General features: G+C 71.5%; 20 protein-coding genes and 1 riboswitch. Of the genes, 9 read left to right on the plus strand and 11 right to left on the minus strand.

The window, feature by feature from the left end:
• The 3 genes from KDL01_RS23680 to KDL01_RS23690 form a co-directional block, all read right to left on the minus strand.
• Window positions 1-568, minus strand: a 568-nt coding sequence (locus KDL01_RS23680; protein WP_212530779.1) for an alpha/beta fold hydrolase, incomplete at its 3' end; no start/stop codon positions are given.
• Between the two features lie 104 nt (window positions 569-672).
• Window positions 673-1,461: an FHA domain-containing protein gene (locus KDL01_RS23685; protein WP_212530780.1), complete on the minus strand. Its 789-nt coding sequence runs from the start codon at window positions 1,459-1,461 to the stop codon at window positions 673-675.
• Between the two features lie 98 nt (window positions 1,462-1,559).
• A complete protein-coding gene (locus KDL01_RS23690; protein ID WP_212530781.1) occupies window positions 1,560-3,725 on the minus strand; it encodes an SGNH/GDSL hydrolase family protein in 2,166 nt (721 codons plus the stop codon).
• Between the two features lie 318 nt (window positions 3,726-4,043).
• Here KDL01_RS23690 and KDL01_RS23695 point away from each other — a divergent pair, with 318 nt between their 5' ends.
• Window positions 4,044-4,487: a hypothetical protein gene (locus KDL01_RS23695; protein WP_212530782.1), complete on the plus strand. Its 444-nt coding sequence runs from the start codon at window positions 4,044-4,046 to the stop codon at window positions 4,485-4,487.
• 139 nt (window positions 4,488-4,626) lie between these two features.
• Window positions 4,627-5,409: a maleylpyruvate isomerase family mycothiol-dependent enzyme gene (locus tag KDL01_RS23700; RefSeq protein ID WP_212530783.1), complete on the plus strand. Its 783-nt coding sequence runs from the start codon at window positions 4,627-4,629 to the stop codon at window positions 5,407-5,409.
• 100 nt (window positions 5,410-5,509) lie between these two features.
• Here the strand turns inward: KDL01_RS23700 and KDL01_RS23705 are convergent, their stop codons facing one another.
• On the minus strand, window positions 5,510-6,265 hold the full coding sequence (locus KDL01_RS23705) for an FHA domain-containing protein (protein ID WP_212530784.1): 756 nt from the start codon (window positions 6,263-6,265) through the stop codon (window positions 5,510-5,512).
• Window positions 6,266-6,407: 142 nt separating this feature from the next.
• On the opposite strand from KDL01_RS23705, the gene KDL01_RS23710 reads away from it, so the two are divergent.
• Both KDL01_RS23710 and KDL01_RS23715 read left to right on the plus strand, forming a co-directional pair.
• Window positions 6,408-6,866 (plus strand): LppU/SCO3897 family protein, encoded by a 459-nt coding sequence (locus tag KDL01_RS23710; RefSeq protein WP_212530785.1) that lies wholly within the window; start codon window positions 6,408-6,410, stop codon window positions 6,864-6,866.
• 42 nt (window positions 6,867-6,908) lie between these two features.
• A complete protein-coding gene (locus KDL01_RS23715; protein ID WP_212530786.1) occupies window positions 6,909-8,354 on the plus strand; it encodes a protein kinase domain-containing protein in 1,446 nt (481 codons plus the stop codon).
• On the opposite strand, the gene KDL01_RS23720 is transcribed toward KDL01_RS23715, so the two are convergent.
• On the minus strand, window positions 8,339-9,235 hold the full coding sequence (locus KDL01_RS23720; RefSeq protein WP_212530787.1) for a bifunctional 5,10-methylenetetrahydrofolate dehydrogenase/5,10-methenyltetrahydrofolate cyclohydrolase: 897 nt from the start codon (window positions 9,233-9,235) through the stop codon (window positions 8,339-8,341). The genes KDL01_RS23715 and KDL01_RS23720 overlap by 16 nt on opposite strands.
• A 28-nt stretch (window positions 9,236-9,263) precedes the next feature.
• A riboswitch (ZMP/ZTP riboswitch) is annotated at window positions 9,264-9,353 on the minus strand.
• 136 nt (window positions 9,354-9,489) lie between these two features.
• On the opposite strand from KDL01_RS23720, the gene KDL01_RS44725 reads away from it, so the two are divergent.
• A complete protein-coding gene (locus KDL01_RS44725; protein ID WP_212530788.1) occupies window positions 9,490-9,858 on the plus strand; it encodes a ClpX C4-type zinc finger protein in 369 nt (122 codons plus the stop codon).
• Window positions 9,859-9,907: 49 nt separating this feature from the next.
• On the opposite strand, the gene KDL01_RS23730 is transcribed toward KDL01_RS44725, so the two are convergent.
• On the minus strand, window positions 9,908-11,842 hold the full coding sequence (locus KDL01_RS23730) for a hypothetical protein (RefSeq protein ID WP_212530789.1): 1,935 nt from the start codon (window positions 11,840-11,842) through the stop codon (window positions 9,908-9,910).
• 265 nt (window positions 11,843-12,107) lie between these two features.
• On the opposite strand from KDL01_RS23730, the gene KDL01_RS23735 reads away from it, so the two are divergent.
• Both KDL01_RS23735 and thrS read left to right on the plus strand, forming a co-directional pair.
• The gene (locus KDL01_RS23735) at window positions 12,108-12,935 is read left to right on the plus strand and encodes an SDR family NAD(P)-dependent oxidoreductase (RefSeq protein WP_212530790.1); all 828 of its coding nucleotides are present in this window, start codon (window positions 12,108-12,110) and stop codon (window positions 12,933-12,935) included.
• A gap of 232 nt (window positions 12,936-13,167) precedes the next feature.
• Window positions 13,168-14,394, plus strand: a complete 1,227-nt coding sequence (thrS, locus tag KDL01_RS23740) for a threonine--tRNA ligase (protein WP_212530798.1) — start codon at window positions 13,168-13,170, stop codon at window positions 14,392-14,394.
• Window positions 14,395-14,407: 13 nt separating this feature from the next.
• On the opposite strand, the gene efeB is transcribed toward thrS, so the two are convergent.
• The 3 genes from efeB to efeU form a co-directional block, all read right to left on the minus strand.
• Window positions 14,408-15,736, minus strand: coding sequence for an iron uptake transporter deferrochelatase/peroxidase subunit (gene efeB / locus KDL01_RS23745; RefSeq protein ID WP_307846543.1), 1,329 nt, complete (start codon window positions 15,734-15,736; stop codon window positions 14,408-14,410).
• 90 nt (window positions 15,737-15,826) lie between these two features.
• On the minus strand, window positions 15,827-17,032 hold the full coding sequence (gene efeO / locus KDL01_RS23750) for an iron uptake system protein EfeO (protein WP_212530792.1): 1,206 nt from the start codon (window positions 17,030-17,032) through the stop codon (window positions 15,827-15,829).
• 87 nt (window positions 17,033-17,119) lie between these two features.
• Window positions 17,120-18,751, minus strand: a complete 1,632-nt coding sequence (gene efeU, locus KDL01_RS44730) for an iron uptake transporter permease EfeU (RefSeq protein WP_212530793.1) — start codon at window positions 18,749-18,751, stop codon at window positions 17,120-17,122.
• A 233-nt stretch (window positions 18,752-18,984) separates the two neighbouring features.
• On the opposite strand from efeU, the gene KDL01_RS23760 reads away from it, so the two are divergent.
• Complete coding sequence (locus KDL01_RS23760) at window positions 18,985-20,226, plus strand: outer membrane protein assembly factor BamB family protein (protein ID WP_212530794.1); 1,242 nt, start codon at window positions 18,985-18,987, stop codon at window positions 20,224-20,226.
• Window positions 20,227-20,236: 10 nt separating this feature from the next.
• On the opposite strand, the gene KDL01_RS23765 is transcribed toward KDL01_RS23760, so the two are convergent.
• Complete coding sequence (locus KDL01_RS23765; protein WP_212530795.1) at window positions 20,237-21,046, minus strand: ABC transporter permease; 810 nt, start codon at window positions 21,044-21,046, stop codon at window positions 20,237-20,239.
• Window positions 21,036-22,010: an ABC transporter ATP-binding protein gene (locus KDL01_RS23770; RefSeq protein WP_212530796.1), complete on the minus strand. Its 975-nt coding sequence runs from the start codon at window positions 22,008-22,010 to the stop codon at window positions 21,036-21,038. Before KDL01_RS23770 ends, KDL01_RS23765 begins: the two co-directional genes overlap by 11 nt.
• A gap of 67 nt (window positions 22,011-22,077) precedes the next feature.
• Between KDL01_RS23770 and KDL01_RS23775 the strand changes: the two genes are divergently transcribed.
• On the plus strand, window positions 22,078-22,665 hold the full coding sequence (locus tag KDL01_RS23775; protein WP_212530797.1) for a TetR/AcrR family transcriptional regulator: 588 nt from the start codon (window positions 22,078-22,080) through the stop codon (window positions 22,663-22,665).
• The last annotated feature ends 124 nt before the right edge of the window (window positions 22,666-22,789 follow it).

Consider the following 22,789-nt stretch of genomic DNA (forward strand, 5'->3'; position numbering starts at 1 on the left):
GTATGAGGGAGGGAACGGGGGCGGACTCGGGGACCGAGTTGGTGCCGGCGAGGGGGGCCAGCGCGGTGGCGGTCTGGCGGTCCCAGCAGGCGAGGGTGGCGAGTTCGACCTCGACGTCCTCGAGGGCCCAGGTCGGGTTCATGGTGATGATGGCCTGGGCGGTGACGGCGTCGGCGAAGCGGATGAAGATGTCAGGGTCGAAGCTCTCGCCGAGGAGGGACAGGCGCCAGGCGGGGTCGACGTAGACGGCATGGTCGGGGCGCAGTGCGTCGACGGCGTGGCGCAGGGCGAGGCCGCCGAGGGAGTGGCCGACGGCCAGTGCCGGGCGTTCGAAGTCTGCCATGGTCTCGACCAGGTCGGCGGCGTACGCGGCGGGCGAGTAGTCGCCGTCGCGGGCGGAGACGCCGTGGCCGCGCAGGTCCACCGCGATCACGTGGTAGCCGCGCTCGGCCAGCGCGGGGCCGACCAGGCGCCAGGTGCGCGAATCGGACATGATCCCGTGGACGAGCAGGGCGGTCGGCCGCGGGCCCTCGCCCTCCTGACCCCACTCACGCGTCGCCAGCCGCATCGAGGCGCCTTTCTGCTGTCCGATAGCCCGTCACGTTCACCGTCGCAGCCACCGTCACGCTCGCGCCGTCGCATCCGCCGTCACGGTTCTGCTCACGCGTCACGCTACACCTGCGCGGGCGCGCCCGGCGGCAGTGTCTCCTCGTCGAGTAGGTGCAGGTCAGAAGGGAGCAGGGCGGTATTCTGCAGCAGCGAGCGGATCAGCTGGTGGTTGAGCACGCTGCCCTGGGCCGCGCCGGAGTCGCCGAAGCTGAGGCGTTCGCGCACCGCGTCGACCACGTCGGCCGCGGCCCGCGGGGTCCAATCACGGCTCTGACTCACCCGGTTGAGGTCCTCGGCCACCTGTTTCCAGGAGACCGGATGCGGATAGCGCTCCTGGCGCAGATAGCGCTGCGCCAACACGACGAGGACGAGCCGCTCGTGTTCGGAGAGCGGATACGAATCGGAATGCACGGAAAGCACGGGCGCATCCGTGCCCGCATATTCGACCTGCTCGGAAACCACGTAGATTTCGAGGAGATAAGCGATCTTACGCGGCGTGCGAATCAGTAGCGGAGTGTATCCCGCGGCCAGCGGAAGGCGACGGCCGGAGAGCACCATGGTGTCTCCGGGCAGATGGATCGGCAGCCTTCCCTCGTTGCGCAGCCACCATTCCCGGCCTTCGCAGGAAAGCACTCCGTGCAGCCTGCTGATGTACGGGTCGCGCACGCCGACGGCGACCTGGACCGCGTCGCGGCCCCGCCCGAACCGCACCGCGCACTCCCCCGCGGGCGCGGCGTATCCGCCCTCGGCCGCCAGGACGAAGATCGCGCCGGGCGGGCCCTCGGGCACCGCCGTGCACAGCCGCGTGGTCGAGGCCGGCAGAGCCCGCGGCTCGAACTCCTCGAACGCCACCCTCTGCTCCTTCCGTGGCCGCCCCACCCTCGGCAGCGTAGGGACCGCCGCCGGGGACTGGTCCCCGGCGGCGGTCGGGCGGAAGGGTCGTGCGGTGCCTACGAGCCCACGGAGGCCTGGGTGATCTCGCCGAGCTGGTAGACCCAGCTCGTCGACAGGCCGCCCTGCTTGGCCCGCCAGGCGCGCGCGGTGTCGACGGTGGAGATCAGCGGGCCGTGGGTGGGGTCGGTGGCGACGGCGGCCTCGGCGACGTTGTCGTACTCTTGCACCCAGGGCCCGGTCAGGCTGCCCTGCTTGGCCCACAGGACTTTGCGGGTGTCCAGGATCGCGAGCAGCGGGCCGTGGACGGCGTCACTGGCGTCGGTGATCTGTGCGACGTTGTCGGCCTCGCGCACCCAGTTCGCGCTCAGACTGCCCTCCTTGGCCCAGGCGGCCGAGCCGCCGCCGATGACCGCGATCAGCGGGCCGCGCAAGGGGTTGGCGGCGACGGCGATCTGGTAAACGCCGGCGGACTGCCGGACCCAGTTCGCACTCAGACCGCCCTCCTTGGCCCAGGCCACGTGCTGGTTGTCCAGGACCCCGATCAGCGGGCCGTGGGCGAAGTCGGTGGCCACGCTGATCTGTGAAACGCCGTCACGCTCGTGCACCCAGCCGTTGGCCAGGCCCTGCTTCGCCCAGGCGCTGCCGTTGGTCAGGCGTACCGCGAGCAGGACGCCGTGGACCGGGTCGGTGGCCACCGCCACCTGGTCGCAGCCGACGGCCTCACGGACCCAGGCGACGTGCAGGCCGCCCGACTTGACCCACACGTTGCCCGAGGTGTCCAGCGCGGCGATCACCGCGCCGTGCACCGGATCGCTCGCCACGGCCACGTGCCGGATCGACTGCGCCAGGTCGCTCCAGTTCGTGCTGTAAAGGCCCTGCTTCGCGTAGAGCCGGCCGCTGGAGTTGACCCCGGCCAGCACCGTGGTGTCGGTCAGCGCCATGTTGGGCTCGCCGCGCGTGTCCAGGCCGGTGCCGGACATGACGCAGGACCCGCCGCGCACCGCGCCGTTGTCATAGGCCTGACGCACGCAGTTGCGCAGCGCGAGCTGACCCCAGTAGTTCGGGTGCAGCGACTCCTGCTGGAAGTACGGGGTGCCGACCGTGACGACGCGGATCTGGTTGATCCACTCGGTCTTGTCCACCGCGCCCGGTTCTCGCCAGCTGTTGAGACCCTTCTCCTCGAGCAGTCCGACCGTGTTCTGGCACAGCCTGCGGGTGTTGAAGGCGGAGCTGATGTCCAGCTTGACGATGTTGCTCAGGCCGCTGCGGGCGGCGGCGTCGAACTCGGCCGCGGAGACGTGGGGCATCGCGGTGTTCAGCGCCCAGTCCACGTCGTCGTTCCACATGCCGCAGCCGCCGGTGCTCTGCCGGGTGTAGCCGGACTGCGAGTAGCGGAAGGCCGAGCCGTACGGCAGCGGCGCCGGGTAGTCCTGCAGCAGGATCTTGTACGACGAGTCGGGGTAGCCGGCCCGCGCCATGGCCAGGCGGACGTTGAGCAGCGCCTGGGTGATGTGCGAGGTGACCAGGGCGACGTTCGCGGGCGAGAAGCGGCCGGTGACCGCAGGGTCGTCCTTGCAGTAGTAGGTGCGGATCGGGGTGGACTCCAGGAAGTCCTCGACGCACGCGGTCACGATGTCGCCGAAGCCGAAGTCGTTGCCCCCGATGGAGACGGCGACCATGGTGACGTGGTGGGTCTTGGCGAAGTTCTCCAGCATCAGCGCCTGGCCCTGGTGGCCGCCGGAGTTGTAGAAGTCGAGGCCGGGCTTGAAGTCGCCGTCGGAGTCGGTGAAGGTGGAGGTCCGGGCGCCGGAGCAGGCCAGGTTGAGGCTGTCGACGCCGCCGCCGATGTGGATCTCGGCGGACTTGGAGCGGTGGCAGAACGGGATGAGCTCGCCGGTGTTGGTCGGATTGTCGTAGTAGGCCGTGGGGCCGAGGGCGTCGGTCTCGGTGGAGGACCGGTTGGTGTTCCCGGCCCAGCGGCCGGCCTCGCCGGAGATGTAGGAGTCCCCCAGCGACACGATCCACGGGTTCGCCGCGGCCGGGTCCGCCGCGGACGAGGTGGTCTTGAGCAGTCCGACCTGTGCGGCGGCGTGCGGCGCGGCGGTCCGGTCGGCCGCCTGCGCGGCCCGCGCCGCCGTCGTCGGCAGCAGCAGGGCGGGGGCGAGCGCCGCGGTCACGAAGACCGTGCGCGCGCGTCTGCGAGCCTTGTCGTACCCGCTCATCAGCGTTGATTCCCTCCGTGTGGTGCAAAGTGCATGCAACGCACACAGAACCGTCGGTATGGCAAGGGAGCAACACGCAGCGCCCGACGAGGCGTCAGCTTCACTCGAACTAATGAGGTCAGGGCCGCGCGGGGCCTGATGGGCGGCCGGAAACGAGTACCGCGGCAGGCGAGGACCGCCCTGCCGTCGTCGGTGGCGGCTTATCGGGTCGCAGGATGACTGCGTCTGCACACCTCGAGGCGATCACGGACTACCCGTGACCCATGGCTTGCGGCATCGTCACGCAGGACACTGATGGCCGAAGGAAGGTGGGGGCGCATGAGCGGCGAATTCGGAGTGAGCGCCGCATGGCCCGCGGGGCATGGTGCCGTGGTCAGGCGCCTGGCCGCGATCACCGGCCAGGCTCTCGCCATGCAGGCCGAGGCCGACGCCGCGATCCGGGCGTGTGGCACCGCCGACATCGTTCCGAGTGAGGTCGCCGCTCGCCTCGGCGAGATGTCGCGTGGCTACTCACGCCTGTATTACGAGGCCAAGGATGTGGAAACGCGGCGGAATCCGGAGATGGCCGATGCGCGCCGCAACCTACTCGAACTTCTCTCCTACCATCTCCACATGCTGCGCGACGCCGGCGATCTCGTCTTCTCCGGCCGCCAGGTCCCGCGCAACGAACGCTTCCGTCTCGAACTCGCCGACGGTCTCGGCTCGCGTGCCGAGGATCTGACAGCGTTGCGCGAGCAACTCGTATGGGATCAACGCGACTAGGCCGTTCGCCTGAGACGCGGGACTCGGCTGTGGCGTGGCGCAAGCCCCGAGCGTGGGCTCGCCTGGGCCGGAGTCGGCTGCCGTACCGGCTGGGAAAACCGCTGTCGGGCAAGCAGATCACGATGATAGAACTGCCGCTGTGCATAAGACTCTCGAGTTTCCCGATCTGCTGCGGCTGATCGACGAACGTGCGACCGCCTTCCGCGCCGTGATCGCCTCGGCGCCCAGCCTCGACGTGCAGGTGCCGACCTGCCCCGAGTGGACGCTGTTCGATCTGGCGCAGCACCTGGGCCAGGGGCGTCGCTTCCGGGCCGCCACCGTCGCCGCAGGACCCGCCGACGCTCCCCCGGCCGAGGCCGTCGCCGAGCGCAGCGCGCCGGCCCCCCGGGACCGCGAAGAGCTGCTGGCCTGGTTGGAGACGACGACGCAGGAGCTGCTGGACGCGCTGCGGGCGGCCGACCCGGACGGCGGTTGCTGGACCGGGTGGGGTGCCACACAGTTGACGGACACCTGCGGTTCCGTCGCCCGGCACCAGGTCCAGGAGATCGCGGTGCACACGTACGACGCCCAGGTCGCCGTGGGCGCCCCGCAGCCGCTGCCGACCGAGGTGGCACTCGACGGAGTCGAGGAGAACCTGTTCATCTCCTGCTTCACGACGAGCCCCTGGCCGCACAAGCCCACTGCCTTCGACCTCCACGCCACCGAGGGCCGCTCCTGGCGTCACACGGTCGACGGCGACGGTGCACGGACCACCCGCCTGCCCGCTCCCGGCGAGGACCCGGACGCGGCCGGACTCTCCATCCACGGCACGGCCAGTGATCTGGTCCTGTTCCTGTACGAGCGCATCCCGCTGGACTCCCTGCGACTCGACGGGGACCCGGGGCTGTTCGACCTGTTCCACGCCTGGGAGTGGTGGGCGTGACGACACGCCGCCACCGGCATGTCACCACGACCGCTCACAGGTCCGCTCACGAATCGATCAACGAGCAGAGCCATTCACCAGGCACGGCCTGGCAGCTCCGCTAGAACTCCTCGTCCTCGCCGAGCAGGGCGAGGTCGTGTGGAGTGAGGGTGGCCGAGCGCAGCAGGGCCGTGATGAGGTTGTGGTTCAGGGTGTTGCCGACCGGCTCGGGCATCTCGCCGCGCAGGATGTGCGGGATGGGTGCGCGGCCGGTGGCCAGGCGTTGGCGGATCGCGGCGACGACGTGCTCGACCGAGCGGGCGGTCCAGCGTCTTCCGCCGGGGGCGCGGGTGAGGTCCTCGGCGGCCTGGCTCCAGGAGACCGGCTGCGGGGCGGGGTCCTGGCGCAGGTAGCGCTGGCCGACGGCGACGAGGGCGAGGCGCTCGGTCTCGCTCAGTTCGTACTCGTCCGGGGAGCGGGTGGCCGATTCCGGGCCCACCTCGGCGCCGGGGCGGCGCCGGCCGCTCACGTGCACCTCGACCAGGTGCACCCGGTGGATCGGGGCGCCGACCAGCAGCGGGGTGCAGCCGGTCTTGAGCGCGAGTTCGTGGCCGGTGAGCACCATCGTCTCGTCCACCAGGCGGATCGGCAGCTTGCCGATGTTGCGCAGCCGCCACTGGGAGCCGTCGCACAGCAGCAGGCCCTGGCGGCGGCTGACGTAGGGGTCGTCGATGCCGACCGCGAGGTGGACGTCGTCGCCGCCGCGGCCGAACAGGACCTCGCAGTCCTGGCCGAGCTGCTTGCGGTAGTGGCGGTCCTCGGCCACCACGAGGATCGTGCCGGCCGGCGTCGCCCCGCCGAATCCCTCGAACCCCATCTCGCTCTCCCTCGGGTTCGTTCCCTGCGGCATCTCGCACCCACGCTAACGCGCGCGGAACGGGACCGGTCCCTGCGCGGCGCTGGTGCACTGGTCACGATAGCGGGTTCCACGGACCGGTCGAGGGAAGGGACTCAGGACCATGAGTACGCGGGGTACGGGCGGCGCGGCGCGGCGGGCGGGGAATCCGAAGAGGGCGTCGGGCGGGTGCCTGTCCCTGGTGGTGCTCCTGGCCGTGCTGCTGACGATCGCGATCGTGCACAACCACAGTTCCGACGCCGCCGATCCGACGCCGGTCGCCACCGTCGCGACCGGGGCGGGCCCCGCGGCGGATCCGGCCACGGACGACGCGGTCATCGAGGCGGGCGACTGCCTGAGCGTGGACGGGGACATCCCCACCGACTCGACCGAGACGGTGGATGTGAGCGACATCACCGAGGTCGATTGTTCGTCCTCTGATGCGAAGTACAAGGTGGTCGGGGTCGTGCCGCTGAGCACGGACATGAACGCGTGCGTCACGGACTATCCGAGCAGCACCGTCTCGCTGCTGGACCAGGGCGCCTACTTCTCCTCGGTGTACTGCGCCGTGGACAACGGCTGAACCGGCGCCACGCCGTCACCAGGGGTCTGCGACGATGAGGGCGTGCAACCTGATCCCCAGCCGAACGGCGCGAACACGGCCACGGTCACCCTCACCGTGCTGCGCGGGCGGACCGGCCGCGGCGAGTACGTGTTCGACGAACGCTCCACCTGCCTGATCGGGCGGGGCGAGGACTGCGACCCGCGGCTGCCGAGCGACGACGCGCACCGTTCCGTCTCCCGGCACCACTGCCTGCTCGACATCAACCCGCCGGACGTGCGGGTGCGCGACCTCGGCAGCCGCAACGGCACCTTCGTCAACGGCCTGAAGATCGGGCAGCGGGAGGCCTATCACACGCCGGAGCAGGGCCGGGCGCTCGCCTTCCAGGAGCGCGATCTGGCGGACGGGGACGAGCTGCGGCTCGGCAAGTCGGTGGCCTTCCGGGTCAGTGTGCGCACTCCCGCGCCTCCGCCCACCGATCCGGTCACGGTGGCCACGATGCTGCCGCCCGCCTGCTCGCGCTGCGGCCGGGAGATCACCCGCGAGCTCGGCTCCCGCTTCGGCGAGTACGTGTGCGCCGACTGCCAGGCGGAGCCGGACGCGGTACTCAGGCTGCTGATCGACCTCGCGCACGACGGGCAGCGCGCCGAACTGGCCCCGATCGCGCAGTACACGCTGCTGCGCGAGCTCGGCCGGGGCGGGATGGGCGCGGTGTACCTGGCCCGGCACCAGCGCACCGGCCACGAGGTGGCGCTGAAGCTGATGCTGCCGAAGGTGGCCGCGAACCCGACCGCGCGGGCCAGGTTCCTGCGCGAGGTGGAACTCACCAGGGTGCTGCGACACCCGAACATCGCCACCCTGTACGAGGACGGATTCGCCGACGGGGCGTTCTTCTTCACCTCCGAGTACTGCGCGGGCGGGAGCCTGGACCGGCTGCTCGAGCAGCGCGGCGGCCGGCTGCCGATCGACGAGGCGCTGCGTTACACGCTGGATGTGGCCGCGGGCCTGGAGTTCGCGCACGGGCAGGGCGTGGTGCACCGCGATCTGAGCCCGTCGAACATCCTGCTCGCGCTCGCCCCGTGGTCCTCGGCCGGCGGCGGCCAGGGCGCGCTGACCGCCAAGGTCGGCGACTTCGGCCTGGCCAAGGCGTTCGACCACGCCGGTCTGAGCGGGCTGACCCGGACCGGCACCACGGCGGGCAAGCCCTGGTACATGCCGCGCCAGCAGGTGGTCAACTTCCGGGACGTGCCGTTCGCGGTGGACGTCTGGGCGCTGGCGGCCTGCCTGTACAAGTGCCTGACCGGCGCGTACGTGCGGGACTTCGGTGCGCAGGACCACTGGCACGTGATCCTGCACACCTCTCCCCTGCCGATCCGTCAGCGCGAGCCGAGCGTGCCGGACGCGCTGGCGCAGGTGATCGACCACGCCCTGCTGGAGCAGCCCGCCATCGGGTTCGCCACCGCCCGCGAGTTCGCCGACGCGCTGCGCTGGGCTCAGTCCGTGCTCTGAGACCCGGCCGCGGCCGAGGCGAGCGCGACGCCGAGCTGACGGGTGGCGGCCAGCACGGTCTGCTCGAGCAGGACCGCGATCGTCATCGGGCCGACGCCGCCGGGCACCGGGGTGATCAGCGACGCCCGCCGCGCGGCCGAGTCGAACTCGACGTCGCCGACGTTGCCCGGGTTGTATCCGGCGTCGATCACGACCGCGCCGGGCTTGATCCAGCCGCCGCGCAGGAGCTCGGGGCGCCCGACCGCGGCCACCAGCACGTCGGCGGTGCGGGTGATCTCGGGCAGGTCGCGCGTGCGCGAGTGGCAGTAGGTGACGGTGGCGTCGCGGCCGAGCAGCAGCATGCCGACGGGCTTGCCGAGGATGGGGCTGCGCCCGACCACCACGGCCTGCCGGCCGGCGAGTTCGACCTCGTACGCGTCGAGCAGGCGCATGATGCCGCCGGGCGTACAGGATGCGAACCCCTCGAGTCCGAAACTCATTGCCGCGTACGAGTGCAGCGTGACGCCGTCCACGTCCTTGCGCGGGTCGATGGCCTCGAACACCGCGCGCTCGTCCACGGCGGGGGGCGCGGGGTGCTGGACCAGGATGCCGTGCACCTCCGGGTCGGCGGACAGCCGGCCCACTGCGTCGACTACCTCGGCGGTGGACACGGTGGCGGGCAGGGCGACGTGGCGCGAGCGGATTCCGGCCTTGGCGCAGCGGTTCTGCTTCATCTTCACGTACGTGGCCGAGCCCGGGTCGTCGCCGACCAGGACGGTGGCCAGGCACGGTGCGACGCCGGTCTGCTCGGTCAGGGCAGTCGTGTCGCGGGCGGCGGTGGCCAGGACTTCGGCGGCGAGGGCGGTGCCGTCCATGAGACGGGCGGTGGTGGTGAGGGGCATGCACGGCTCCCTGGGCTCGACGGATTCCGGTGTGCGCCCAGGCGCGCGGCAAGGCGGCGGACGCCGCCGGGCCGCTCCCCGGTGGTACTCCACCTCAGCGCCAGTCACGGCCCGCGCCCACGCTAGCAGGGGCCGCGGCCGCGGGCCACGGGTTTGCGGCTGAGCCCCCGTCAGACTTGTCAGGGTTAGCCTGACGGGTCTAGCCTGAAGGTGTGTCAGGGTGGACCTGACGCGATGACGAGGGGAGTATCCCGATGACCGCCGTAGCCGAAGCCGATCCGATCCGGTGTTCGTTCTGCTCCAAGATCCACAGCGAGGTGAAGAAGGTCGTCGCCGGGCCGGGCGTCTACATCTGCGACGAGTGCGTCGGGCTGGCCGACTCGATCATCGCCGAGCACCTCGGCACCGCGCACAGCCCGCGGCTGCCGGAATGGGCCGACCTCACCGACCCGGAGATGCTCGCGCGCCTGTCCCGGATGGCGGCCACCGCGCGGCAGGTCGAGGCCGCGCTGGGCGAGTGGGTGCGGGAGCTGCGACGCCGCGGGACGACCTGGGCCAAGATCGGCGAGGCGCTCGGGATCAGCCGGCAGTCGGCCTGGGAGCGGTTCTCCGGCGAGGAGTGAACCCGTCGCCGCGGCGGCCCCGCACGGCCACCGCGGCGACGTCGGTACCTCAGCCCACGCTCACCACGATCGCGCCGGTGTAGGCGGTGCCGGGGACGATCTTGGTGGCCACGCCGTCCACGGTCATCCGGACCGCGTGCCCGAAGCCGTCGGCACTGACCGACGAGGTCTTGTCGAGGGTCAGGCCGGTCAGGTACGAGGTGCCGGTGACCGTCCACTGCGAACCCTGGGCGAGCGAGACGATCGCGCCGTTGTTCACCGCGGCCTGCGCCGTGTTCGTGACCTTGCCCAGCTCCCACCAGTTCGCGGCGGTGATGGTCTCGACCGCGTGCACGGCGAGGGTGGAGGAGATCACGCCGCGCACCCGCGAGGAGGTGAAGTTCAGCACCATGTTCAGGTCGCCGCGCATGCCGTTGAAGAAGTCGCCGCGCAGGTCGGCGTCGCTGAACGAGCACACCGAGTCGCTCGAGTGCGCGGTGGTGACGTCGAAGCTCGCGTCCTTCGCCGGCTGGCCGGTCGGCTGGGTGTAGACGCCGGCGTTCTCCAGATTGCCGTTCACCATGACCGGGCCCGGGTCGTCGTTGTCGATCAGCTGGACCAGGACGCCGTCGCCCGGGTTGAGCTGGGCGCCGCCGCTGCCGTCGACCGTGACGTCGATGTTCTGGCCCTTGTTCAGGAACGTGGCGTGCGGCGAGTTGACCCGGGTGCCGCCGGTGATGTTGAGCGTGCCGCGGTCGTGCCACATGAAGCCGAACCGGCGCGAGTCGACCACGGTGCTGCGCGGCTTGAGGGCCTTGAGATCCGCGTCGGTCAGGCCCAGGTTCAGGCTCTTGTTCAGCGCCGCGACCGTGGCCGCGTCGCTGTCGCCGTAGGTCGCGGTGCCGCCGGTGAAGATGGTGGCGTAGCTGCCCACATTGAAGTGCGTGCCGAGCAGGTACTCGGTGGCGTTGCCGATGACGTAGGTGCCGTAGCCGTCCTTGCCCGAGTTCGCCACGGTGCTGTTGACCGCCACCAAGGTGCAGTCCGAGCCCGCGTCGGTGGACAGCACTCCCCAGGTCTCCGAGGTGACGGAGGAGTTGACGTAGGCCGCGACGGAGTTGTTGCCCAGCAGGTTGGTGGCGCGGACGTTGCCGTCGATGGCCAGCATCCAGGGCGCGGACTCCATCTTGTCCAGGTCGACGGTGGCGACGTAGTCCGAGGGCAGCACGCCGTTGCGCACCTGGATCGAGGAGTTCTTGATCAGGGCGGTGGCGCCGTTGGTGACGATGACGCCGGTGCGCACCGCGCCGTGGTTGGAGATCATCGCGCCGTCGAGGGTGAGCCTGGCGTCGGCGCCGTCGGCGACCACGGCCGCGCCGTACCCGACGAAGTCGCAGCGGCCGTTGCCGGTCAGCGTGATCGCCGGGTTGGTCAGCGCGTAGGCGGAGTCGGAGACGTAGACGCCGTCGAAGCACTCGCCGGTGGAGGCGATGCGCACGTCGTGGGCCGCGGTCGCGGTGACCTTGCCGCCCACGACGGCGGCGAGCACCGACTCGTCCGCCACGACGGTGCCGCCCGCGACGTAGAGCGCCTGCCGGAACGGATAGGTGTGCTGCTGCCAGGCCACGTCGACGGCCTCGGTCACGGTCAGCACGATGTCCCCGCGCCAACTGCCCGCCGCGAACGCGGTGGTCGCGGCGCCGGTGCCGGTCAGCGCCTGGCCGGTCTCGACGCCGTTGACGGTCATGGTCAGGCTGGAACCGGCCGGCGCGGTCAGCACGCCGCCCTGGGCGATGGTGACCGCCGCGACGTGGGTGGTCGAGGACACGGTGTAGGTCGCTCCCGCGGCGACCTCGATCTCCCCGCTCGGCGCACCCGCGCCCGAGCCCGAAGTCGGGGACGCGGAGGCCTGCGCGGCCGAGGCCACGCCCGGGGCGAGCAGTACGCCGCCCGCGGCGGCCGCTCCCGCCGCGGTGAGGGCGGAACGCCTGGTCAATGTGCTCATATTCAGTAGTACCTCGTCGAGAACTGGCGCGCCGTTGCGCAGCATCGTGCGATCGTGCGGGTCGGCGGGCAGACGGATGGAACGACGGGAAGGCGGCTAGCCACAACTCCGGATCACGGTGACCGGGACGCTAGCAACGCCGCGCGGCGGGCCGGAACCGGCGACGTGCGCATGGCTGGTATGCCCCTTGCTGATTTCCGGGCCCGCGACCTGCTCGTTAGCCTGCCGGTAGACGCCGGTGCGGCCGGCGCGCGGACGAGAGAACGTGGAACGGAGCGAGTTCATGGGCGGTGCGGAGCAGACCGGCGCGCAGGGGGCCGGCACGGGTCGGCTCGACGGGAAGGTCGCGCTGATCAGCGGCACCGGGCGAGGCATGGGCCGGGCCGCCGCGCTCGAGTTCGCCGCCCGCGGCGCGCGGGTGTTCGGCTGCGACCTCGACGCCGGGGAGAGCGAGCGGACCGTGGCGCTGGTGCGCGCGGCCGGCGGCGAGATGGCGGCGCTCGCGCCGGTGGACCTGGCCACGGCCGAGGGCGCGAAGGCCTGGGTGGCCGGCGCGGTCGAGCGTTTCGGCGGCGTCGACGTGCTCTACAACAACGCCTCGGCGCTGCGCAACGGCCCGCTGATGGAGCTGACCGACGACGAGTGGCACTTCACCATCAAGAACGAGCTCGACCTGGTCTGGTACTCGGTGCGCGCGGCCTGGCCGGAGCTGGTGCGGCGCGGCGGCGGCTCGATCGTGAACGTCGCCTCGATCGCGGCCAAGCTCGGCGCCCGCTTCGTCGGGCAGGTGCCGCACGGCTCGGCCAAGGGCGGCGTGCTGGCGATGACCAAGCACCTGTGCGCGGCCGGCGGCGAGCACGGCATCCGCGCCAACGCGATCCTGCCCGGCCTGATTTACACCCCGGAGACGGCCCGGTTCATCGACGACCCCGACGGCCCGCTGCCCGGCATCCTGGCCAAGATCCCGCTCGGGCGCTACGGCCGGGCCGAGGAGGTGGCGAAGCTCGCCGCGTTCCTGGCCGGCGACGACGCGGCCTTCATCACCGGCGCCGAGATCGCGATCGACGGCGGCGACGGATCGGTGGCGGCGTGAGGCGGCGGATATCACTCGCGGCACGCGAGGATCCTCTGCTAACATTCGCCGCATGAAGCAGCGTGCCCAGCAGACGACGACGCCGGAGCTTGTCCCGGTGCGCTGACTTCTGTCGAAGTCCACGAGCCCCGGGGTGAGCGCCCCGGGGCTTCGTCGTCTCTCCGCACGCCGCCCGGTGGTCGCCCGCCCCCCGCATTCCGCGAGGAGAACCACCGTGAACGCCGCGAACACCGTGCACGATCACCGCAAGCTCGGCCGCGAGCTCGGCATCTTCGACACCGACCCGCTGATGGGCGCCGGCCTGCCCTACTGGCTGCCCGACGGCGCGGCCGTGCGGCACGCGCTCGAGGAGTACGTGCGCGATCTGGAGCGCCGCGCCGGCTATCAGCATGTGTACTCGCCGGTGCTGGGCAAACGCGAGCTGTACGAGATCTCAGGGCACTGGTCTCACTACAGCCACGACATGTACCCGCCGATGGAGGTCGGCGGCGAGCAGGTCGTGCTGCGGCCGAGCTTGTGCCCGCACCACGCGCTGATCTACCGGTCCCGCGCGCACAGCTACCGGGAACTGCCGCTGCGGATGGCGGAAATCGGCGGGATGTACCGGATGGAGCTCTCCGGCGTGCTCGGCGGCCTGAACCGGGTCCGCGCGATCCAGCTGAACGACGCGCACGTCTTCTGCCGCCTGGACCAGGTCGCCGACGAGGCGCGGGCCGCGCTCGCGCTCATCAGCGAGGCGCATCGGGCGCTCGGTGTCGAGGGCGCGCGGTATCGGCTCTCGCTGCCCGGGCCCGGCGGCAAGTACATCGACGATCCGGAGCTGTGGCAGCGCGCGACCGCGCTGCTGCGCGAGATCCTGGCCGCATCAGGGCGCGCCTACGAGGAGGCGGAGGGCGAGGCCGCGTTCTACGGGCCGAAGATCGACGTGCAGGTGCTCGACGGCGCCGGGCGGGAGTTCACCCTCTCGACCGTGCAGGTCGACTTCCACCAGCCGGAGCGCTTCGACCTGCACTACGTGGGTGCGGACGGCGCCAAGCACCGGCCGGTCATGGTGCACCGCAGCGTCATCGGCAGCATGGAGCGCGTGGTCGGGCATCTGATCGAGGTGCACGCCGGGGCGTTCCCGGCCTGGCTGGCGCCCGTCCAGCTGGCCGTCCTGCCGCTGACCGACGCGCAACTGCCGCACGCCCGGGCCCTGCTCGAACGCTGCGTCGCCCTCGGCCTGCGCGCCGAACTGCACGCCCCCGACCGCGGCAGCCTCGGCGCCCGCATCCGGCAGGCGCGTCTGGTGCCCTATCAGGCCGTCATCGGCCCGAACGAGGCGGCGGGCGGTGAGGTCGCGCTGCGCCTGCGCGACGGCCGGCGCCTGGACGCGCTGCCGCTCGATCAGGCCCTCGCGCGGGTGCGGGGGCAGATCGAGCGGCGTGACGCGCGCCGGCTGTGGGACGACGAGCGATGAGCGCGGGCCGGGATCAGGCGAACAGGCTCTTGCCCCACCAGTCGCCGGCCGCGGACAGGCCCGGCGGCACGGCGAACAGCGCGCTGCCGGTGTGCCGGATGTACTCGTTGAGGTTGTCCTGCGAGCCGAGCCTGCGCTGGATCGGCACGAACTGGTTGCGCGGGTCCTTCTGGTAGGCCAGGAAGAACAGCCCGGCGTCCAGCAGGCCGGTGTCCGCGTCGATGCCGTCGGTGTAGGAGTAGCCGCGGCGCAGGATCTTCTGGTTGTTGTTGGTGACCGGGCTGGCCAGCCGGATGTGCGCGTTGAGCGGGATGACCGGCGTGCCGGACTTGGTCTTGGCGGTCAGGTCCGGCGTGTCGAACTCGTTCTTTCCGGTCAGCGGCGCGCCGCTGTTCTTGAACCGGCCGAACACGTTCTCCTGGTCGGCCAGGAAGTCGGTGTCCCATGACTCGATCAGCATCCTGATGCGGCGGGCGACCAGGTAGCTGCCGCCGCGCATCCAGGACTGGTCGGTCTCCCCGCCCACCCACACGTAGTCCTCGAGGTCCGCGCCGTCCTCGGCCTTGATGTTGCGGGTGCCGTCCTTGAAGCCCATCAGGTTGCGCTCGGTCTGCTGGTCCGTGGAGGTGGACGAGGTGCGCCCGAATCCGAGCTGGGACCAGCGGATCACGGCCGTGCCGCGGGCCAGCCGGGCGAAGTTGCGGATGACGTGGAAGGCCACCGTCGGGTCGTCCGCGCAGGCCTGCACGCACAGGTCGCCACTGCTGCGCGCGTCCTCCAACGACCCGTCACCGGGCAGCGTGGGCAGGTCGGCGAGCGCGGCCGGGCGCTTGTTGGCCAGGCCGAAACGCTCGTCGAAAAGGCCGGGGCCGAAGCCCACGGTGATGGTGAGCGCGCTGGGGCCGAGCCCGTAGGCCTCGCCGGTGTCGATCGGCGGGGACTGCGGGTCGGTCTCCACGGCGCCGATCGGCAGGCCGCGGGTCATCTGCGCCGCGGCGGCGGCCCAGGTGCCGAGCATGACCTGCAGATCGGTGGCGCTCGTGCTGGTGACGTCGAACGCGGCGAAGGCGAGCCGGTCCTGCGCCGGGGTGGCGATGCCGCCCTGGTGCGTGCCGTAGAACGGCACCAGGTCCGAGGTGGCCGCGGCGGGCACCGCGGCGGAGCCGGAGGAGTCTGCGGCCCGGGCGACGCCGTAGCCCGCGCCGCCCGACGCGGCGACCACTCCCGCGGCCCCGAGCGTGCGCCCCAGCAGGGTGCGCCTGCTCGTGCCGCTCCGGGGCGCCGTCGCGTCCGCCGTCTCGTTCGGGTCCACCGCTGCCTCGTTCACAGCCGCCTCGTCCACTGCTGCCTCATCCGGTCCTGATATCCCACGGTCGGCCGATCTGTTGATCAGGCCGTCTTGCATGCCCTGCTTTTGCGGACTCGCCGCCGGTCAGGCCCCCGCGACCTTCGCCGCCACCTGCGAAAGCGGCTCCTGCACGGCCTTGACCGCGGCGGCGAGCTTCTGCTTGTCGGTGTCGGTCAGCGCGGTGTAGAGCTCGAAGCCCGAGGCGTTGGTCCCGGTGCGGTAGGTGTCGACCAGCGTGTCGAGCGCGGTGAACTCCTGGGAGATGCTCGAGGTCAGCGACGGGTCGATCTTCGCGAGCGCGGGCTGGAGTGCGGCGAAGGCCTGCTCGGCGCCCTCGTCGTTGGCCTGGAAGTCGAGCAGGTCGATGTGCGAGTAGCGCTCCTCCTCGCCGGTGATCTTGCTGCTGGCGACCTCGTCGAGCAGGTCCTGCGCGCCGTTGGCGAGCTCGTAGGGCTTGTAGGTCAGGCCGGTGGTGAGGGTCTGGAGCTTCTTCACGTTCGCCACCAGGCCGGCGCCGTAGGTGGAAAGGCCGGTCAGGCTCTTGGTCTGGAACAGGCCCTGCTCGATCCGGTGGAAGCCCTCCCACTGGCTGGCCGGCACGTCGTCGATGCGCGCGTCGATGTCGTTGTCCAAGTTGTCGCTGCCGACGGTGAAGGACTCGGCGACCGGCTCGACCTTCTCGTAGTACGGGCGCGCCTTCATGTAGGCCGTCTGGGCCGCGGTCAGGTCGGTGCCCTGGAGCGCGGTCTCCAGCGCCTCGGAGGTCTGCAGCAGGTACCCGACCTGGTTCGTCACGTAGGCGCCGTACTCCTTCGTGCCCTGCGCCAGCAGGGTGTCCACGCTCGAGTCGGTGCCGGCGGCGGCCTTGCCGGTGACCGTGATCGTGGTGTTCTCCTGCGCCGCGCCCGGGCAGTAGAGCGTGTAGGTGCCCGCGTCGACGGTCACCGAGAAGGTGCCGGAGAAGCCGGGGGGCAGGTTCTCCTTCTCGCCCACGATCCGCTGGCCGCTCTGCAGCTCGACCTCGCTGACCGCGGTGGCGTCCTTGTTGGTGATGTCGAAGGTGATCGCGCCGGCCGCGAAGGTCTTGCTGTTCGTGCTGCACCCGTCGGCCGCGGTGATGTCCACGGTCGCCGTGTGGAGGTCGGCGCCCGAGCTCTGGGTGCTCGCGGCGCTCGCCTTGTCCGAGGACGACGAGCTGCTGCATCCGGCCAGGCTGCCGGCCGCGGTGAGCGCGGCGAGCGATATCGCGAGGACGGCTCGCGGGCGGCGGGCGGCGGAGTGGGTGGGCACGGATTCTCCTGACGGGTGTGCGGGGCGCACGGGCGGACCCCCGGAACTGACGGGCAATTGGTTAGGTAAGGCTTACCTAAGTTACACCTAGTCGGCGGTCGTCCGCGAGGGGGTCCGGGTGATCTGGGTCACCGCGGCCGTGGCCTGCTTCCGACGCCCCGTCAGCACCAGGCCGACCAGGCCCAACGCCGCGAGCACGGCAACCGCCACGGCCGCTTCGACGCCCTCGGTGTAGCCGGAACGGCGGCCGAGGGCCGTCAGATCGGCCTGGGCGGCCGACCCGGCAACGGCCGAATCGGCGGCCGGCATCGCGGCGGCGGCGGTGGCGACGGGCTGGTCCAGCGGCACCGTGCCGACCTGAGTGCCCGTCAGCGTGGCCAGGACGGTCTCGTTCCAGCGCAGGTCCACGACGCGTCCGGTGCGCGGCTCGATCCAGACCGTGAGCACGTCGGTGTCGGTGTACTGCACCTGAACCTCGGCGCTCGCGTCGGTGGTGCGCACGCCCAGCGGCAGCCGGCCGCCGTTGAGCGCCGCGACCTGCTCGTACGTCAGCTTCGTCGGGCGGCCGGCCGCTGACGTGCCGGGCACGCTCGCCGTGTAGACGTCGGTCGCCACACCCGCGTGCTGCGCGGATCCGGTGCGGTGGACCGTGATCGAGCTGGTGGCGGAGGTGGCGGCGGCGGACGCGGTGGTCGTGTCGGTCCCGGCCGCAGGGCTCTGCGGGGCGGTGCGCACCACGGCGGTGGTGGCCGGAGCGGCGGCGAGGCGGGCGCTGAACGTCCCGGCGGCGGTGGCCGGATCGGCGGCCGGAGTGGCCGGTGCGAGGGCGAAGAGAAGGGCCGCGGCCACCACGCCGAGCCCGGCCAGCGCCGAGGTCAGCCGGACCAGCGTGCGCCGGGCGATCGGCCGGTTCGGCGGCCAGGCCACGAACACGCCCACCGGCAGCAGGTACGCGAGCCAGCCGACGACCTCGATCACCACCGGGTGTTCCTGCACGCCGAGCATTCCGGTCAGCAGCGCGGACTGCACCGAGCCCGGACGCACGAGCCAGGTCAGGTCGACGGTGGAGCCCTGACCCGCGTTCAGCCATCCCGCCTCGTGCGCGGTGTGCAGCGCGGTGACCACCAGTCCGGCGGCGACCAGCACGAGCACGATCCCGGTGCCGCGGAAGAACTTCGAGAGGTTCAGCTTCACGCCGCCGCGGTAGATGCCGTAGCCCAGCAGCACCGCGAGCGCGATGCCCGCGACCGCTCCCCCGGCCGCGTCGGCGGTGCCGCCGTTGTCCTCGTTGAAGGCCGCGAGCAGGAACACCACGGTCTCGAAGCCCTCGCGCAGCACGGCCAGGAAGGCCATGATGACCATCGCCCGGCCGGCCCGCCGGCCCCCGTCGTTCATCGCCTCGGCGGCCAGGCCCTCGAGCTGCTTCTTGAGCTCGCGCGAGTGCTGCTTCATCCAGACGACCATGTACGTGACCATGCCGACGGCCAGCACGCCCACGACCGTCTCGAGGCCCTCCTGCTGACGCTGCGGCAGGTTGGCCGAGACCGCCTCGAGGATCACGCCCACGGCTATGCACAGCAGCACCGCCGTGCCCACGCCGAGATAGACCCAGCGCAGCAGATCGCGCCGGCCCTGGCGGCTGAGGAAGGCCGCGATGATCCCGACGATGAGCGAGGCCTCGAGTCCTTCGCGCAGACCGATGACGAAAGTGGGTAGCATCGCGGCAGTCCGTCCAAGTTAGGTTAGGCAGACCTTAGGAAGGTATGCCTCACCTAATCTACTCGCCCGTGCGGCGCCTGCCGAGGGTGGGGTGGGTCACTCCGTGCGCCCCGACGCCGGGGCATGGTCACGATTCGGGCAAACCCGCACCGACCGGGATCGCGCTGCCTAGCTTGGGTGCTGACACGGGATCGGCAGGATCGGCGACGTCAACCCAGGGGTGGGGATGCGGCATGACGAGGAGAATCGGGGCTGTCTCGGGCGCGGGGGGCGGCGCGGCGATGTGGACGAGGCGGGGAGTGTTGCTCGCCGGCGTGAGCCTCGCGGCCGCGGGGTGCAGCAGTTCGGGCGGCTCGTCCACGCCTGCCGGCGACACGAGCGCGGCGCCGTCGGATGCGGCCGCCTCGGCCTCAGCGGGTCCGAGCTACGTCCCGAGTGGCAGCCCGACGGCCGCGATGTCGGTGAACGTGGCGGGCGACGGCGGGATCTACCAGCTCAACGGGGCGACCGGCGCGGTGGAGTGGACGTACTCCGGCGCGGACACGATGTGCGCGGGCAGCCTGGGAAACGGGTTGTACGTCACTGATAGCGGTACCGGGGCGCTCGCGGCGCTCGGCACCGGCGCGAAACCCTACTGGACCTACTCCATCGGCCAGAAGGTGTCCGCCCCGTGGGCGTCCCCGGTCGACGAATCGGTGTACGTGAGCGGCGCGGACGGCACCGTCTACGCGATCAACGACGCCGGGCCGCAGCTGAAGTGGACGTACCCGACCGGCCAGAAGGCGATGACCCCGTTCGCGCCGTACGACGGCGGCGGAGTCTTCGTCGGCGCCGAGGGCGGATACTTCTACGCGCTCGACCCCGCCTCGGGCTCGCTGAACTGGAGCTACCAGACCGGACGCGCCGCCGCACCGCAGGGCACCACGCGGCTGCGCACGCTCTATCTGTCCATCGGCGAGGCGATCGGCGCGTTCGACATGGCCGACGGCACCCTGCAGTGGAAGACCCCGACGAACGTCGGCCCGTCCGGCGCTCCCGTGATCAACGACCTCAACGGCGGCTACCTCTACGCCATCGGCAGCAACCCGGGCGGCATCTCGCCGAACCAGCTCTACTGCTTCGACCCGACCGACGGCTCGGTGGTGTGGTCGCAGGAGAACAGCGACAACTACCTCTGCGACCCGGCCGTGGGCGGCGGCCTGGTCTACCTCGGCGTCGGCGGCACCGTGGGCAGCGTCGGCGGTGGCAACGGCCTGATCGTCGCGTTCGAAGAGCAGACCGGCACGCAGGCCTGGTCCACCTCCACCGTCGGCGGATCGCTCGTCACCGCCGCCACCTACCACGACGGCGTGCTCTACGGCACCGACACCGCGGGCGCGGCCTTCGCCCTCAACGCCGCGACCGGCGCCGTGATCTGGCGCAACACCAAGATCGGTGGACAGGGGTATTCGCAGGTCGCGGCGAGCTTTGCGTGACGCGTGCCCGCTAGCAGCGCCCTCTGCCCGGCATCGGCCGCAGGGACGCGGCCGCCAAGGCGAGGACGGTGATCCCGGCGAGCACGCCGAGCGCCTCGAGGAAATCGGACCCGCCGCCCTCGACCGCGCCCTGGAATCCGCGCAGCGCCCAGTAAGCGGGCGTCCACGGCGCGACCTGGGAGACCCAGTGCGGCAGGATCGCGAGCGGGACGAGGCTTCCGCTCAGGCAGGTGACGGCGAGCGCACCGACGTCGGCCGCCGCGGACAGCTGCCCCTGAGTGCGCGTCCACGCACCGACGGCCAGGCCGAGGCCCGACACGCACAGCCCCCAGAGCGCCACCGTCAAGGGCAGACGCCAGGACCCGGCAGCGATGTCGAAGCCGAAAGCGGCGTCGGCGAAGACGAAAAGGACCACCTGCTGCACGGCGAAGAGCACGGTGAGCGGGATCGCCTTGCCCACCAACACGGTCAGCCGCCCGACCGATCCCGCGCGCAGCCGGTCCCAGGTGTGCCAGGTCCGTTCGGACAGCAGGCTCTGTCCGGCCACGTCGAGCGCGAGCAGCGTGAACATCACCGCCGTGCCCGGCGCCTGCCGGTCGATCGGCGCTCCCCCGCCCGCCGCGCCGAGCCGCACGTAGACCGGTCGCAGCATGGTGAGCAGCACCATCGCCATCACGGTGTAGGCGAGCATCGTGCCCGGGTCGCGCGCCAGCAGAAGCGCGGTGTGGCGGGCCACGACCAGCCACCGCCGAGGCCGCGACACGGCAGCGGGTACGGACACGGCGGCGATCGACGGTGCGGCGGCTGTCTCAGCGGACATGCTCGTCCTCCTTCGCAGTGCTCTGGTCGGCGGCGTCCTGGATCGCGGTGTCCTGGTTCGCGGCGGTCAGGTGCCGGTAGAGGTCGTCGAGGCTCGGCTCGCGGATCTCGATGCGCTCGACCTGCCCGACGCGTTCGCCGAGTGAGGTCAGTACCCGGGCGAGCGTCTCGGCGGGTCGGCCGGTCACGAAGCTGAGCCCGCCGTCCGCGTCCGCGTCCGTGTCCGTGTCTGGGTGCTCATCTGCGTGCTCATCTGCGTGTTCGTTCTGCGCGAACTCGAGCGCCACGGTGCTCGGCAGCCCGGCCAGCAGCTCCTCGCGTCGCCCGCGCGCGATGATCCGGCCCGCCTGTGCCACGGCGACGGTGGCGTCGAGTTCCTCGAGTTCCGGCAGGTAGTGGGTGGTGTAGCAGACGGCCGCTCCCTGCGCGGCGCGTTCGCGGACCAGCGCCAGCAGTGCCTGCCGGGTGACCGGGTCGGCTCCGACGGTCGGCTCGTCGAGCAGCAGTATCGGCGGGCGCGGCAGCAGTACCGTCGCGGCCTGCGCCCGGCGCTGCTGGCCGCCGGAGAGCGTCGCGACCGGACGGTCGAGCGCGTCGGTGAGCAGCACGGCCTCGGCGATCGCGGCGATCTCGCTGCGCAGAGTGCTGCGTCGCAGGCCCGCCAGGCCGCCGTAGAAGCGGAGGTTCTCGCGCAGCGTGGCGGTCGGATAGAGCGCGATCTCCTGCGGCGCGTACCCGATCAGCGCTCGCGCGCGGGCCGGTGAGGACGAGGGGTCCGTGCCGGCGAGCAGCACCCGCCCGGCGTCCGGGCGCTCCAGCCCGGCGCAGATCCGGGCGAAGGTGGTCTTGCCCGCGCCGTTGTGCCCGAGCAGTCCGCAGATCTCGCCCGCCTCGACGCTCAGCTCGAATCCGTCCAGCGCCGCGACGGTTCCGAAGCGTTTGCGCAGGCCCCGTGCCTCCAGCATGCCGCCTCCCGAGAAAAAGTGTACGCTGTAAATATACAACGTATCCTAACCCCGACAAGGAGCGGCCATGAGACCGGCCCGCATCAGCCGCGCCCAGGTGCTCGACGCCACGCTCGATCTCGCCGCGGAGGCCGGGCTCGGCGCCGTCACGATGCGCGCCGTCGCGGCCCGGCTCGAGGTCACGCCCATGGCGCTCTACCGGCACGTCGGCGACAAACAGGGCCTACTCGACGGCCTGGTCGAACGCCTGATGGCCCAGCTCACCGTCCCCGCGGCGGCGACGTCGTCAGACGCGGCAGTCGAAACGGCCCTCGGCGCAGATCCGGACTGGCGCGCCACTTTGCGCGGCCTCGCGCTCTCCATCCGCGCGGTCGCCCGCCGCTACCCGGACCTGTTCCCCCTGCTCTTCCAGCGCCGCGCCGTGACCGAGGGCGCCCAGGCCCCGCGCCAGGCCGTCTTCGCGGCCCTGCGTGCCGCCGGCGTGCCCGAGCCGGAGCTGGCCTCGGCCGAACGGATGCTGTCCACCTTCGTCTACGGCTTCGCCGCCTCGGAGGCGGGCGGCCGGTTCGCCGGGCTCGACATCGAGTCCGAGTTCGAATACGCGGCCAAGCACGTGGAACGGCTCATCGAGGCGATCGCGGCCGGAGCCTCCTAGAAGTCCGATGAAGATCTCTGTTCTGGCCCGGCCGCGCAGCGGTTGGGCCAGAATGCTGTCATGCAGGGTGAGTGGACGGGTGAACTGGCAGGTCCCGACGTGTGGGTCACGTGTCGGGAGCTGA

Origin of the sequence: Actinospica durhamensis (genome assembly GCF_018139695.1) — a bacterium.
GTDB lineage: Bacteria > Actinomycetota > Actinomycetes > Streptomycetales > Catenulisporaceae > Actinospica > Actinospica durhamensis.

Excerpts from the sequence above, each read along its gene's own strand:
- KDL01_RS23690 (WP_212530781.1), bottom strand. The coding sequence starts at position 3,725 with ATGAGCGGGTACGACAAGGCTCGCAGACGCGCGCGCACGGTCTTCGTG.
- KDL01_RS23705 (WP_212530784.1), bottom strand. The coding sequence starts at position 6,265 with ATGGGGTTCGAGGGATTCGGCGGGGCGACGCCGGCCGGCACGATCCTC.
- KDL01_RS23695 (WP_212530782.1), top strand. The coding sequence starts at position 4,044 with ATGAGCGGCGAATTCGGAGTGAGCGCCGCATGGCCCGCGGGGCATGGT.
- KDL01_RS23710 (WP_212530785.1), top strand. The coding sequence starts at position 6,408 with ATGAGTACGCGGGGTACGGGCGGCGCGGCGCGGCGGGCGGGGAATCCG.
- KDL01_RS44725 (WP_212530788.1), top strand. The coding sequence starts at position 9,490 with ATGACCGCCGTAGCCGAAGCCGATCCGATCCGGTGTTCGTTCTGCTCC.
- KDL01_RS23730 (WP_212530789.1), bottom strand. The coding sequence starts at position 11,842 with ATGAGCACATTGACCAGGCGTTCCGCCCTCACCGCGGCGGGAGCGGCC.
- KDL01_RS23775 (WP_212530797.1), top strand. The coding sequence starts at position 22,078 with ATGAGACCGGCCCGCATCAGCCGCGCCCAGGTGCTCGACGCCACGCTC.
- KDL01_RS23770 (WP_212530796.1), bottom strand. The coding sequence starts at position 22,010 with ATGCTGGAGGCACGGGGCCTGCGCAAACGCTTCGGAACCGTCGCGGCG.
- KDL01_RS23720 (WP_212530787.1), bottom strand. The coding sequence starts at position 9,235 with ATGCCCCTCACCACCACCGCCCGTCTCATGGACGGCACCGCCCTCGCC.
- KDL01_RS23760 (WP_212530794.1), top strand. The coding sequence starts at position 18,985 with ATGACGAGGAGAATCGGGGCTGTCTCGGGCGCGGGGGGCGGCGCGGCG.
- KDL01_RS23765 (WP_212530795.1), bottom strand. The coding sequence starts at position 21,046 with ATGTCCGCTGAGACAGCCGCCGCACCGTCGATCGCCGCCGTGTCCGTA.
- efeU (WP_212530793.1), bottom strand. The coding sequence starts at position 18,751 with ATGCTACCCACTTTCGTCATCGGTCTGCGCGAAGGACTCGAGGCCTCG.